Consider the following 13,874-nt stretch of genomic DNA (forward strand, 5'->3'; position numbering starts at 1 on the left):
TGTTCGTGCAACTGTGCGATCACTTCTTCTTCTGTTGCACCATAGCGCGGTAAGGTATGACTATAGCCAGCTAAAGAGGATAAAATCAGTCACTTGTTCAGAGATTCCAGGTGGAAATCCCCGTGTAGCATCGTAAATATCAGATACACGGTCAAATGAAATTGTTGAAGTCATAATTTTTCCCTTTATGAATAGTTGATTGGTAAATAGAAGTCAAATTTGTAATTAAGTAATTTGCAATTTGCCAAGCTTTTTTAAAGCTAAAAATAATGAGCTAACATGTAATGCTTGAAAAAATTCACCGCTATCAATAAGTTCAATAACTTTATTTAGTGGGAGTAAAACCACATTAATATCTTCTGTCACATCTAATTTAACAAAACTTGTCAGCTCAACATCTGTGGCTAAAAAAGAATGAATTAAATTAGTGTGAGTTGCTGAATTAGGTGATAGTTTACCTATCTCTAAAAAATTTTTGCCTGTATATCCTGTTTCTTCTAACAATTCACGTTTGGCTGCTTCCACTGGAGAAATATCTTCTGCTTCTATAGAGCCACCAGGAAATTCTAAAACTGTTTTTTGAATACCGTGACGATATTGTTCAACTAATACAACTTCCTGATTATTTGTTAGAGCTACAACATTTACCCAAGGTGAATATTCAAATACATAAAAAGGCTCAACTATTTTACCATCTGACATTTGGCAGGTGTCAACTCTTAATGATAGCCATTTATCTTGTACTAGATATTTATAATTTAATAGAGTCCAATTAAATGAAAGCATATGAGTTAAGGCAGAAATGTTTTGATTAATCTAAGTAATTATTTCTAATGAATTTAAATAACTAATAATTGAGCTTCTTTCTCTAATAGCGTTAAGAACTATCTACATTTAAGTTCAAGCGAACTAAGTCACGGAAAGTAGAAATTTGTTGCATAAAGATGATTGAACCTGCAATACAAATACTTCCACCGAAGATGACAGTGTTGACAACACCGATGCGGCTTGCCAATGCGCCAGCTATCAAGTTACCTAACGGGACTGCACCTGTAGAGGCCATCACATAAAGACCTGTGATTTGCCCGCGTTTTTCATCGCTGACTAACAACTGAAGTAAAGTACGTCCGGCAATTATCTGCAAAATAAAACCGAAACCAGATGTCAACAGTGAGAAGAAGGAAAGCCAGAACCCACGGGATAGAGCAAAGGCAATCAAGCTCACACCCATAAAACCTATACCCAATGCCAAAACTTTGCCCAATTCATGTACATTTCGATGCCTAGTTAAATAGATACCACCAGCTAAGGTTCCTAAACTGGATGCTGTCATCAAGAAACCGAAGGTGTTAGGCCCGCCGTGCAAAATCTCTTTAGCAAAAATCGGCCCTAAAGCTAAGTAAAATCCCCAGACACAGCAGACTAAACTTGAACCAATCAAGATAGACCGAATTGGCAAAAATCCTACAGCATAGTTAAAACTAGCTTTCAATTCTTCTATCGGTTTACGTTTAGAAATGACAGCTTGTTTAGGAGCAAGTCTGATTACTAGGAGGGCAATAATTACGGCAATGTAACTAATACTATCGAGCAAAAAACACAGCCCTGCTCCCAACCTTGCAATTAACAAACCTGCGATCGCTGGGCTTACCATACTCGTCACACTCACAAGAGATGAGTACAAAGCCAAAGCATTACCGAGATTTTCTTTACTAACTGTTTCCGGTAGAAAAGCTTGCCGAGTGGGAATATCAAAGGCGTTGATAATCCCTAACAACACACCAAGAAAAGCAATGTACCAGATGTTAATCGTACCGCTCAGAGCCAGCCATGTGAGAGCTAGAGACCGCAGCATCCCCAAATTTTGAGCGACAAGCAGAATGCGGTGACGATTAGTGCGATCGGCAATGATTCCTCCTAGAGGAATTAAAAGCAATGTAGGAATTTGGCTGGCAAAACCCACTACACCTAATAACAAAGCAGAATCAGTCAGGCGATATACAAGCCAACTAGTAGCAACCTGAGTCATTGACGTACCAATTAAAGAAATCACCTGGCCTGTGTAGAACAAGCTAAAATTCCTAGAACGAAAAGCACGGAACATAATTTGTGATTTTTTGGTATCTGTCGCTATACATCATTCCTAAGTTTCCAGCCTCTACTCCCTAGCCACGTACAAAAAAGTAGATGGTCATACTAAAAGCAACAACTATGACAAATCTGCGAATTAAATGAGGTTCAAGTTTACGCGCATAGTTGGCAGTTAAATAACCACCCAAAGAACCACCTACTGCCATCAAAATTGCCTGCTGCCAAGCAATTACATCTGCAAAAATAAACGGAATAATAGCAATGCCATTAATACAACTGCCTAAAAATGTTTTAAAGGCATTCATTGTATGAATACTTTTAATACCTAAGAATGATAAAGTTGCCAGCATTAAAATTCCTAAACCTGCGCCAAAAAAACCACCATAAATTGCGATCGCTAGTTGTGCTAAAACTAAATTCAATAAAGGTACAGAATCAGATGTTGCTTTCTGGCTTTGAATTTGTACCCATCTTTTGAAAGAATTGCTAAAAGTAAATACAAGGGTTGCCAATAATAATAAATATGGAATCAGTCTTCTAAATATATCTGGCGAAGTATACAACAAAGCTACAGAGCCTATAAAACCACCCATGAGACTAATACCACACAAGAGCAAGAAAACTTGGCGTTGAATACCCAAATCTTTACGGTAGGCTCCTGCACTAGCTAAAGCAGCTACCCAAATAGCTGTATTGTTTGTTGCATTAGCTATGACAGGCGGAACACCTATAAAAATCAGTGCAGGAAAAGTGATGAAACTCCCACCACCGGCTACAGCATTAAGTCCACCTGCTAAGAAGGCAGTGCTGAATAAAAGTAAACTATGGAAAATTGTTACAGGGTGTGAATCAATCATGTTCACCAGATGAAAAATATTTGGGTGAGGTTAAGGAAAAAATAACGAAAGATGATTGTGATTATGGATTGAATGTATAAATAAAGTTGGCAACGGTTTCACGTTCAATCCAGCCTTGTTTACGATAAAATTCCCGTTGATATGCGCATCTGATTGTTTTGCTTTTCTAATTTTTGCATTTAACATGAGTCTCTAGTCTCAGTTCATAGCCATCAACAAGTAATCTGGCAATTTCATCTGGAGTATGGACAATCAAATCAGCACCGTTTTTCTTTAACTCTTCCTCAGTTCCGTAACCGTAGGTGACACCCATTGCAGTAATGCTATTGCGTTTCGCTCCGATTATGTCGTGCGAGCGATCGCCTACCATCACCACAGCCGAAGGAGAAAGCTGTTCTGTTACTAAGATGTGATGAATCAACTCAGATTTTACACTCCGGCTTCCGTCAAGTTCACTACCGTAAACACCATCGAAAAGCGACGACAAGCCAAAATGTTCAATGATCCGAGTGGCATAAATATGTGGTTTAGAAGTCGCAACAAAGATTCTATAACCAGCAAAACAAATAGTATCTAATGTTTCTAAAATCTGAGGATAAAGGGAGTTTTCAAATAATCCTATCGTGGCAAAGCGACTGCGATAAAGTGAAATTGCCTGTGCCAAAACTGTGTGATCTGAAGTATTCAATAGTAGCGAAAAACTATCTTTAATTGGAGGGCCAATACACCAATGTAATTCATCAGCATCAGGTGATTTTTGACCAAGTTCAGATAGAGCAAACTGAATACAGCGAGTAATACCAAGCTTGGGATCTGTCAAAGTTCCATCTAAATCAAAAAGGATAGCAGAAGCAGACATATCTCATGATTTTTAATTCATACTTTAGAAGACTTTTATAAATTACTACGCCTACGTATAAAGCCTTCTCCACTCAGCAGCCCGATACCTAATGTGACAATACCAATTCCCAAGCTTTGAATCACGTTTAAAGTTTCGCTAATTGTTGCCCATGCAACTAGCGCCGTCAATGCTGGACTGCTAGAACCGATCATTGAGGCAGTAGTTGCACCAATCATCCGAATTCCCAGATTATTCAAAGTGTGTCCAATAAAACTGACTACTCCCGAAAAAATACTGCCAATCCACAGAGGTGTCCAATCAAGTTGACTACTAGGAAACGGCCACAATAATAAGCACACACCAGAAAGCAATAGAGTAGAAGCAAAACTAATCCAGGTAAAGGGAACTGGATGGAATTTTTCCAAACATTTTTGGGCAATGATGTTATAAAAGGCGTAAACAATCCCGGCACCAACGCTAGCAAAAATGCCAATCATAATTTCATTAGTGCCGGAAACAGCAGAAGATTGGGGAATAGTTAAAACGCCACCCACCAGAATAATCCCCATCACCAGCCAACCCAAGAGCGTAGGGCGATCGCCAAAAAATCTCCAAGCAAGCAGCGCCGTAAACACGGGATAGGTAAAGAACACAGTCATAGCAATTCCAGTAGGAATTAAGCCAATCGCAATATAGAGTGAGGCAATATATACAAACATCAGCACTCCACAGCCCAATGCTTGGATCAAAACATCAGTGCGTTTGCGGCTGAACAACTCTCGAAATTCTTTTAGGGCAGATGGATATAGCTTGAATGTTAGAGATGCCATCAGTGGAACCACAAACAGCATTCGCATAAACATCAGCAAGAATGAATTCTGCAAATCTGGTTTAACGTATCCACCAACTAAAAATAAACCCAGTACAAGATGTTCTGAAAACAAAACTCGCACAGTAATGTTATGAAACGCCAAGACAAAGGAGGACAGAAGAACCGTCAGAATACCCAACTCGCCACAAAGGTTTCTTGAGACCTGAAAATATTGCTTTGCACTCTATTATTGTAAAAACTCAGCGTACCTTTGCGCTTACTCAGCGTGCCTTTGCGTTTAAAAAATTTCGATTTTCACCGTAAAAAACAAACGTCCGCAACTCAATACTCTCCCGTGGAGGCGCATCTGGCGGACTAGTTGGATCGTCAAACGCAGTATGGGCTGCAAAACGTGCGTATGCTGTTGCAGAATCGAAACACTTAATCAATAGTGCCTCCTCTCTGTGCATTTGCGGAAAGTAAAACCATTTATGTTCTGAATTATACGTTATTGCATATGTCTCGCCGATGCGATCGCGGTACACGAGATCGCCAGCCACAAGATCCTTTGACGCAATACTTTGCGCATCACACACTGCTAATGGCGATTCTTGGATTGGTTTAGCGATCGCTCGCCAAACATTAACTATGGCAAAGCGCTGTTGCAATAGTGTATCAATTTCTGCATCATCTATTCCTCGCGCTGCTAATTCCAAACAGGCGCGAGTATAGCCAGATTTGGCAGTGAAGTCATTGTGTACGCGTCTGACAGGTTCTTTAATACTATTCTCACCTGGCTTTGACTGACTGGCATTACGGAGGGTGTAATCGAATATCACCACCTTCGTTGCACCTGTCACCTCTTGTAATAATTGCTCGGCTTCTGGGTAGTAAACGCGGCGTAATTCCTCTTCATCGTAGAAGTCGCGGACACTGGTACGATGTCGAGTAAACGCAAAACCTTCCCTATCTAACAAGATGTTCTCTGAGATAGAACGAGCATTGTAAATTGGCAACTTGTACGTCTGATAAGTTCCATTGCTGCGAGGAATCCCTGCGGGTGGTTCGTAGGTGTAGTTAACAGGTTTTTCTGCCATTGGGATCAGGTAAGTGAGGTTAGCCTCCACGTATGGCAGTTCTTGGGAAATAGATTTTTCTAGAACTTGGTTGTTTAAGCTCATAGTTCATTCCTTTTGAGATTTTGGTTACTTATTTAGTTAATACTCAAGAGTTAATGAATCCTCACTCCCATCACCACATTCCTGTGTCCTATTTTTGTGCTGCACCAACGGAAACAGGTTCACCAAGAATTTTGGCGAATCTTTGCAAATAGAAGTCCACAGGATTTGCCACTGCTCGAATTGAGGAGCGATCGCGCACCAGATTCCACCATGTCTGCAAACGAGACGTTTCTGTTGGTAGTGTGAATTTGCGGAAGTGTTCTAGTAGTGGTAAACGTTCAAACCAGGGATAGAAGCTGATATCAACTAGGCTAAACCGCTCTCCCAACCAGTAATCACCTTTGCCTAATCCTTCCTGCTCAATATATAGAAGTGCTTCGGTGAATTCTTTGCGCCCCTGTTCCTGCTCTTGACTATCTTTTCCACGCAGGAATTTATTAAAGGCTGGGACAAACCGAGTATTGGCGTAGTCGATCCAGATGCGAGCGATCGCTTTTTTGGCGGGATCGGGGGGTAATAACGGTGGTTCAGGAAAAACCTCATCTAGATATTCATTGATGATGGCAGATTCGTAGATTGCAACATCCCCATGTTTGATAGCTGGAACTTTGCCATAATGCGAAATCTGGGTGTATCCATCTGGTTTGTTCTGTAAATCAATTTCTATGGGGGTGAAGTCAATGCCTTTTTCCAGTAAGACTACACGAGTGCGTTGAGAGAAGGTAGATGCTTTGGCAAAGTAAAGTTGTATGTTACTCATGAAATTCTTTCCTTGTAATTATCGTGAATACAGGCTATTTGAAATTGCACAACTCAAACTGAAGCAATAATACGGAAGCGAGATGTGTTGATTAGTGCAGTTAAATAGTTGACTGGCAGGTGTGTACGTCAGTTAGATGATATATTACAGTTTGTCGGTCTATTTAACGTAGTTTAGATATTATACAGTTTTTTCGAGAATAGAATCTTTTGTAAAGAACAATTTTATGTATAGCTAAATCTTAGTTCATCTAAATAAATTATCTAAATTGGAAGCTCATATTATGGGCTGGAATCACACCAAAAATTCTTCGTGCTTTGGCACAAAAGTTCTCATAACAAAAATTAGATTATGAATTAGTTAATTTTTATTTAAGAATTACTAAATAAACAAGCTTCAATCATTACTAAAGCCAATAACTTGAGGAGCAGGCTTGCAAAACTCAGAGCGTATTCAAGTAGGAGATAGAGTTCAGATTTTATATCCCACCTATGTAGCGGGAAAATATGGGATAGTTTATGGTCGAGAGTCAAACTCAAATAATCAAGCAAACCAACGATGGTTGATTCAAGTAGAGGATGTGGATTCGTCTAATATTTTAGTGTCGTTAATTTTGGGTGAGTTTATCTTGATTAAATCAGAATGAGTTGAAAATCCAAAGTTAATGATTTGCCACTTGCTTTGTCCCTAACTGAATTAGCTTCACCATCTGGGGCAATTGTTGCATGAATAGCACCGAACCCACGATACAAACTACACCACCTAAAATCAGTGTATTAGGAGCTTTCAAATAATACGCCAGAGTTCCTGCTAGCAAGTTACCAAAAGGAGCCATACCCATAAAACACATAGCATAAAAGCTCATCACCCTACCTCGTTTGCCATCCTCCACAATAAATTGCAGCACTGTATTACTAGCAGCTACCTGAAGAGTAGAACTCCAACCAACCAGAACCAAAGCTAACTGAGAAATCCAGAAGACTTGCGAGATAGAGAAAAAGATGAAACCAATTCCCATAATGGCTGGAGAAAAAGCGATGAGTCTTTCTAAACCCACTACACGATGGCGAAAGCTTAGGTAAACACAAGCAAACACCGATCCCATTGCTGCTGCGGCAGTTAAAAAGCCTAAGGTTTCCGAGCCTCCGTGCAGAACTTCTACTGCAAAAATGGGGAGAAGTGTTGTGTAAGACATACCGACTAAACTAGCTACTGCTAGTAACAGCAGGATAGAACGCACAGGTAGGAAGTAATAGGCATACAGGAAGCCTTCTTTCAACTTTTGCCAGGTATTGCCTTTCTGTATTTCCACGGGATGTAGTGTAATTTGCATAGCAGAGATTGCCCAGATAGCCACAATATAACTGAGGCTATCGTAAACAAAGCAGAATCCTGCACCAAACTGAGCAATCAAAACACCACCAATTGCAGGGCCAAACAAACGCGCACCATTTAGGAAAGCTGCATTCAGAGCGATCGCATTTCCCATCAGTTCACGACTAACCATATCACTAACAAATGCGTGACGTACAGGTACATCTAACCCCTTCAGCAAACCCAACAATGTACTCAGAACCAGCAATGTCCAAAAATTTGCCCAACCCAAAAATGTAATCACTGTCAGAGTTACAGATATAGAAATACCGACAATCTGAAGTAAGAGCAACAAGCGATGACGATTGTAGCGATCGGCTAAAATACCTGAAATTGGAGCTAGCGCAAATACTGGCAGTTGTCCAAAAAACCCTGCTAATCCCAACAGTAAAGCCGAATCAGTCAATTGATAAATCAACCACAGAATTGCTACTTGGGTCATGAAGTTGCCTGTCATAGACAAACCTTGTCCAGCAAAGTAGAGGCGATAATTACGCGATCTAAAAGCAGGTAGATCTAGATTAAGCTGGAATGCCAGTTGCTTTAGTAACTTCATAGAGGCGTATAAAATCTAGTAATCGCAAGGTTTAGAGTATGGGTTAACCTCATCTAGTCCTGTCAAGGTGAGTAATAAATCTCTTAATGAATTCTCTGTGTTCTTTGTGCCTCTGTAGTTAAAAAAATTTTAGGGATTCGAGATTTGCCAATCTTTGATATCAAAATCTGACTTCAACAATTTCTGATCGGCTAGAAACTGCTTTGTCGAATTCAGTAGTTTCAATCCTTGCGGTGTAAAAGGCTCAGTCGGATAAAGGTCTAGTGGATAAGATTCCTTAACGATCACCAATGGTACACTCCCACTTGCCTGAGCCGCAAACTGATAAAATTCCTCTGGACTTGCTTTGATATCTTGTAAGGCTTGTTGTCTAATCTGGTTCCACTTTTGCGGCAACTGTGGATAACGAGAAAGGAGATTTTCCGTTACGACACTTACCCCTGTCCCTACCAATCCCTGATGATCTTTAGCTTGATCGATGACTGGAAATCCTTGAGCAACTAACATTGGCCCAGTTCCCATCGCAAATGGATAGGCTGCAATATCCCCTCGCTCAAGTGCTGCTTTGGCATCGGCAGATGAAATTTGCACTACATTTACATTTTTAGTCAGTCCCTTGTTGTCTAACAGACCCATTAGATATCGATGCGGATAAGTGCCTTTTGCAACTCCTATCTTCGTACCTTTGAGTTGTGCTACTGAGCGCGGGCCATTTTTCTTGGTCACTAACCAGGCATTTTGACCAACCCGCGTTTGATTAATCAATCGAGTTGGAAGCCCTGCCGCTCTACCTACTAGAGCTGGAGTATCTCCATACAAACCCATATCTAATTGATCGCTGACTAGAGCTTCATTTAGAGATGGGCCTCCTACAAAGGGAAAAAACTTTACTTCAGTTATGCCCAAGCTTTTGAGTGCTGGAGTTAATGTCCCCTTTTTCAGCGCCCAACCCTCAGGCCCTATTGGCAACTTGCTTTCAGAACTGATGAAGCCGACTCGTAGAACCCGTGTTTTCGCCTCTGCTGGATTTGCTTTAGTATTTGATGAGGCTACTGCTGAGTTATTTGACTGGCTTTGTTGGGAAGTACAACTGGTGAGGGTAAATAAAAGTGCAACAGTTGTGACTGAAGCTAAAAGACGATTCAGAAAACCGCGCTCAAGTGCGTAGGTACTCATAAGACTGAATATAGAGACAGTGGGTGACGAGTAGTTCCCCGATTTCTTGAAGAAGCCGGGGAACTGAACACTTTTAAACTTGACGCACTACTAGGAAATTTCTCAATTACGAATTAGTCTGCTGTGTTCCCCAAGGAAGAATCCTGCCTTGAGCATCTGTAGTCAGGTTGTTGCTACTTTGCATAACTGGATAGTAGTAAGCAGACTTCTCATTTTTAGCGGCTGGGGTGCGTCCTTTTCCCCAGCCTACGTTTTTCCGATAGCTGCCAAGCAAGCCAGCTGCTACCAAAGTATCTTCATCCACTGGAACCGATCGCTCGGCATTGGGATCGACATACAATGCATCTACGGGGCAGTAAAGTTCGCACATATAACAAGTTTGACAATCACTCTGGCGGGCGATTTTGGGCGCACGTCCCGGTACTGCATCGAAAACATTGGTAGGACAGGCAGTGACACAAAGATTACATTTAATGCAGCGAGATTCACTGATTAATTCAATCACAGTGCTACTAACTCCCTATTCACTAGTTCTTGTTCAGGCTTGGCCCAGACTGTATCTAGTCCACCGCTAATTAACCGATATTGTTGGTTAGAATCTTGATGGGGATAGTCCTGGTGTTTGTGCATTCCACGAGTTTCTTTTCTTACTTGTGCTGAAGTATACATCCAACGTGCAGTAGCAACCATTGCAGCAGCTTCTCTTGCTGGTAATGCTTGGCTATCTGCTGGGGCAGCACTATAGCGGATTTCTCGCCACAAAGTATGCAGCCGTTCTAGGGAATCTTTCAAACCGCGTTCGGTACGAAAGAGGTTGCGATCGTAGGGTAATACTTCTGCTTGCACAGCGCGGATAATTTCTTGGGGGTTAAAAGTATGGCTACTTTCAGAACTAACGGCTGTCTGTCCAAATGAATGCACCTGTCTTTGGTTTGCTTTTGCTCCCAATTGACAAGCATATTCAGCTGCTGCTTGCCCTGCCCAATAGCCAGAAGACATTGCCCAAGCAGCATTGTAACTACCGCCACCTGTAAAGCCTCCACAGATTAATTCCCGTGTGGCTGCATCGCCAGCTGCATAAAGTCCGGGTACTGAGGTAGCACAGGAATTATCCACAATCCGAATCCCGCCAGTACCCCGTACTGTGCCTTCCAAACGTAGAGTGACTGGAAAACGTTGGGTGAAGGGATCAATTCCACTCCGGTCAAAAGGTAGGAAGAAATTATGCTGGATAGTTCGCATCCAAGCCCTGACTTCTTCTGGGGTTTCGTGTAAACTACAGTACACTGGTTGAGTTAGTAATGTCTTGGCAATTACAGAGCGTCCTCTTTGAGAACCAGCGCCTTCAATGACTGTGCCATCTTCGTAGGTAAATGTTGCCCAGCGATAGAAAGCTCCCTTAGTGACAGAAGCAAAGGCAGGGGTAAGGGCATAGGCATTGGAAAATTCCATCCCTGACATTTGCGCCCCAACTTCTGCTGCCATTAAATAACCATCTCCAGTTAGGACATTGCAACCTAGAGCTTTACTCAAGAAAGCACAACCACCAGTGGCAATTACAACTGCTCCGGCTCTTACTGTCCAGCGTCCACCTGCTTGACGACGTATTCCCTTCGCTCCAGCTACTGCTCCTTCCTGATCCATCAGTAATTCCAAGGCAGGGCTATGATCCAGAATTTGCACTCCGGCTCTGTTGACTTGCTTACGCATCAAGCGCATATATTCTGCCCCTTGCTGAAGCGAACGGTAGTAAGGTTTTCCCTGTTGATCCCAAGGAAAAGGATAATCCCAGCTACCTAACTGATGCAGATTTGCATAAGTTCGATCCAAAACTCGCTCCATCCACGATCGCTCAGATAAAAACCCTCCTAGAGCTTCCCGACTCGCCATCGCAGTTTCCCGTTGCTCAGGGTTAGCTACATACCACACACTGGTTCCACCTGATGCAGTTGCTCCACTAGAACCACAGTAGCCTTTGTCTACTAAAACAACTCGGACTCCCTGAACCGCCGCATTATAAGCTGCCCAAGCACCCGCCGGGCCACCACCAATAACTAAGACATCAGCCTCTATATTTAGATCGGAGACAGTAGCAGATGTTTGCTCAGACACTAATTGACTGGTGCTCACTAGCTCTCACCCCTCTATTTAACCTAGTAATACCTATTAAAAACACAGGCATGACTAAGAAAAGCCAGCTGTGCATTGCCTTTGAAAAACTTGAATGAATTGTTCTTACAGTTTTTACAGTATTTACAACAAAGCTTAAAATACTACTTATCTACCGATTTATCGGTGATTTGTTTAGCAGTATTACACGACCCCAGATAAAATTCAAGCCTTTCAGCAATAAAATTTATGAATTACTAATTTTATGTTTTACTAATAATTAGCAAACCTAAATAAATGAAGATGCGATCGCCCCAAAACTAATCTGTCTGGGTTAAAGATGGCTGTCAATGTTTCTGGGCATAGTTTAAGCAGTATGGCGTGTAATCCTATATCAGCAGATCGCACGAGTCCAAAGACCGGAGACACACCATGACAAATGATGTGATTCAACTTTATTTATGCTCGTGGTAAGAAGGTTTAGGGAGGCAATAAGCAGTGGGGTTCTGGCTAAAAAAGAAGATTTATTTTTATTTACCCGCATTCAAGTCACGTAACTTTCGGCTCTTCTTTAGTGGACAAACCTTGTCCCTGTCAGGAACCTTCATGACTCAGGTGACGATTTCCTGGTTGATTTATGACTTGACTAATTCTGCTTGGTTGTTGGGTTTAACCGGGTTTCTGCAATTTGTACCGACATTATTTCTCGCTCCATTTTCCGGCGTTTTATCCGATCGCTGGAGTCGGCGAGATTTGCTGATGTTGGTGCAAGTGTTGGGGATTATTCTCTCTTTTACCCTAACCACACTTATCTTTTTGGGGTTTGTCGATTTCCGATTGCTGATGTTTGTCAGTATTTTGGGAGGATTATTGAAGGGATTGGATATGCCAGTTCGGTATGCGATCGTGATTGAAACAGTGGACGATAGAGCCGATTTGGGCAATGCGATCGCTCTCTATTCTGCCATGCTTAGTAGTTCTTTGTTTATTGGCCCAGCGATCGGTGGTGTCTTGCTGGCAACTATTGGAGCCAAATATTGTTTTCTCTATGACAGTATTAGTTACGCGATCGCCCTGCTAACACTAACAGCGATGAGATTGCAACCAACTCTCCAACCAGATACACCCCAAATCAACGACACATGGCAGAAATTGCAAGAAGGATTTAGTTATGTCTACAGTACAGTGCCAATTCGGACTATTTTATTGCTGTTGACATTGCATGGTTTAGTTGGCATTTCTCACATGGCACTACTTCCCATCTTTGCAGCTGATATTCTCAAAGGTGGCGGGGGGACAATGGGCTTGTTGAGTGCGGCCAATTCTGGAGGTTCAGTCATTGGCTGTGCCTATCTTAGTTTGCGTCGGCAAGTGTTGGGGTTAGAAAAGTTAATTGCCTTGTGTCCAGTCGCAATTGGCATGGGGTTAATTGCTTTTGGTTTGTCCAGAGAAATCTGGCTGTCGTTGCTGATGTTGGTAGTTGTGGGTGGTGGGGGAATGCTCCAGGTTGCTTGTAGTAACACAATTGTCCAAACTCTAGTAGCAGATGATAAGCGGGGCAGAGTCATGAGTCTCTATTCTCTGGCTGTGATTGGTACGCTGCCCTTGGGTAACTTGCTCGCAGGCATTCTGGCACAGTACATCGGTGCGCCAAATACGGTGATGGGGTGTGGAATTGTTTGCCTTGGACAGGCGGTCTGGTTTTCCCGAAAGTTGCCCCTGTTGACAAGTTGGATTAAGCTCAAAACCAATTCCAGTGGCGAGTTATCCAACCCGGCAACACCTTGAATTGCCCAATCATGCTTGACTTATTTTTTCACAAGATGTAATTTATCAATATTAGATTTAACATCGGTAAATCTATCAATTTTTAGTATTCTTCAAGAACAATAAAATATTTCTATTAGCAATTAGTTCTTCTATTGAAGAATTTAGGACTTACGGAAAATCCCTCTAAAAACCTCTTGACTCCGTGTTCTCAGCGTCGCGCCAGTTGCTACAAGTCTCTTAACCCGCAAGGGCGTACTGGCTTCTCTGTGGTTTATTATTCCATAACTCGTGCGTAAGTCCTGTAATTTTGAATTGATTTATTTTATATTGATTATTTTTGGATAAACT

The 13,874-nt window shown here is 41.8% G+C and carries 14 protein-coding genes; 2 read left to right on the forward strand and 12 right to left on the reverse strand.

The window, feature by feature from the left end; translation table 11 throughout:
- Positions 1-225 precede the first annotated feature (225 nt).
- The 7 genes from U2718_RS22095 to U2718_RS22125 all read right to left on the reverse strand — a co-directional run bounded on the left by U2718_RS22095 (position 226) and on the right by U2718_RS22125 (position 6,541).
- A complete protein-coding gene (locus U2718_RS22095; RefSeq protein WP_342002328.1) occupies positions 226-702 on the reverse strand; it encodes an NUDIX hydrolase in 477 nt (158 codons plus the stop codon).
- A gap of 175 nt (positions 703-877) precedes the next feature.
- The gene (locus U2718_RS22100; RefSeq protein ID WP_342002329.1) at positions 878-2,104 is read right to left on the reverse strand and encodes an MFS transporter; all 1,227 of its coding nucleotides are present in this window, start codon (positions 2,102-2,104) and stop codon (positions 878-880) included.
- 61 nt (positions 2,105-2,165) lie between these two features.
- Entirely contained in the window at positions 2,166-2,948 is a 783-nt protein-coding gene (locus tag U2718_RS22105; protein WP_342002330.1) for a sulfite exporter TauE/SafE family protein, read from the reverse strand.
- Positions 2,949-3,114: 166 nt separating this feature from the next.
- Positions 3,115-3,807, reverse strand: a complete 693-nt coding sequence (locus tag U2718_RS22110) for an HAD family hydrolase (RefSeq protein ID WP_342002331.1) — start codon at positions 3,805-3,807, stop codon at positions 3,115-3,117.
- Positions 3,808-3,842: 35 nt separating this feature from the next.
- On the reverse strand, positions 3,843-4,742 hold the full coding sequence (locus U2718_RS22115) for a DMT family transporter (RefSeq protein ID WP_342002332.1): 900 nt from the start codon (positions 4,740-4,742) through the stop codon (positions 3,843-3,845).
- A gap of 139 nt (positions 4,743-4,881) precedes the next feature.
- Positions 4,882-5,781, reverse strand: a complete 900-nt coding sequence (locus tag U2718_RS22120) for a CmcJ/NvfI family oxidoreductase (RefSeq protein WP_342002333.1) — start codon at positions 5,779-5,781, stop codon at positions 4,882-4,884.
- Positions 5,782-5,869: 88 nt separating this feature from the next.
- Positions 5,870-6,541: a glutathione S-transferase family protein gene (locus tag U2718_RS22125; RefSeq protein ID WP_342002334.1), complete on the reverse strand. Its 672-nt coding sequence runs from the start codon at positions 6,539-6,541 to the stop codon at positions 5,870-5,872.
- Positions 6,542-6,974: 433 nt separating this feature from the next.
- Here U2718_RS22125 and U2718_RS22130 point away from each other — a divergent pair, with 433 nt between their 5' ends.
- Positions 6,975-7,187, forward strand: a complete 213-nt coding sequence (locus tag U2718_RS22130; RefSeq protein WP_342002335.1) for a hypothetical protein — start codon at positions 6,975-6,977, stop codon at positions 7,185-7,187.
- A gap of 15 nt (positions 7,188-7,202) precedes the next feature.
- Here the strand turns inward: U2718_RS22130 and U2718_RS22135 are convergent, their stop codons facing one another.
- From U2718_RS22135 to U2718_RS22155, 5 genes are all read right to left on the reverse strand, one after another.
- Positions 7,203-8,471: an MFS transporter gene (locus U2718_RS22135; RefSeq protein ID WP_342002336.1), complete on the reverse strand. Its 1,269-nt coding sequence runs from the start codon at positions 8,469-8,471 to the stop codon at positions 7,203-7,205.
- Between the two features lie 129 nt (positions 8,472-8,600).
- On the reverse strand, positions 8,601-9,647 hold the full coding sequence (locus U2718_RS22140; RefSeq protein ID WP_342002337.1) for an ABC transporter substrate-binding protein: 1,047 nt from the start codon (positions 9,645-9,647) through the stop codon (positions 8,601-8,603).
- Between the two features lie 106 nt (positions 9,648-9,753).
- A complete protein-coding gene (locus U2718_RS22145) occupies positions 9,754-10,152 on the reverse strand; it encodes a ferredoxin family protein (RefSeq protein ID WP_342002338.1) in 399 nt (132 codons plus the stop codon).
- Positions 10,149-11,777 (reverse strand): FAD-binding protein, encoded by a 1,629-nt coding sequence (locus tag U2718_RS22150; RefSeq protein ID WP_342002339.1) that lies wholly within the window; start codon positions 11,775-11,777, stop codon positions 10,149-10,151. The genes U2718_RS22145 and U2718_RS22150 overlap by 4 nt, the downstream gene beginning before the upstream one ends.
- Positions 11,778-12,029: 252 nt before the next feature.
- On the reverse strand, positions 12,030-12,209 hold the full coding sequence (locus U2718_RS22155; RefSeq protein WP_342002340.1) for a hypothetical protein: 180 nt from the start codon (positions 12,207-12,209) through the stop codon (positions 12,030-12,032).
- A 45-nt stretch (positions 12,210-12,254) separates the two neighbouring features.
- Between U2718_RS22155 and U2718_RS22160 the strand changes: the two genes are divergently transcribed.
- On the forward strand, positions 12,255-13,544 hold the full coding sequence (locus tag U2718_RS22160; protein ID WP_342002341.1) for an MFS transporter: 1,290 nt from the start codon (positions 12,255-12,257) through the stop codon (positions 13,542-13,544).
- Positions 13,545-13,874 lie beyond the last annotated feature (330 nt).

Origin of the sequence: Chlorogloeopsis sp. ULAP02, assembly GCF_038404745.2 — a bacterium.
In the GTDB taxonomy this organism is placed as follows: Bacteria; Cyanobacteriota; Cyanobacteriia; order Cyanobacteriales; family Nostocaceae; genus Chlorogloeopsis.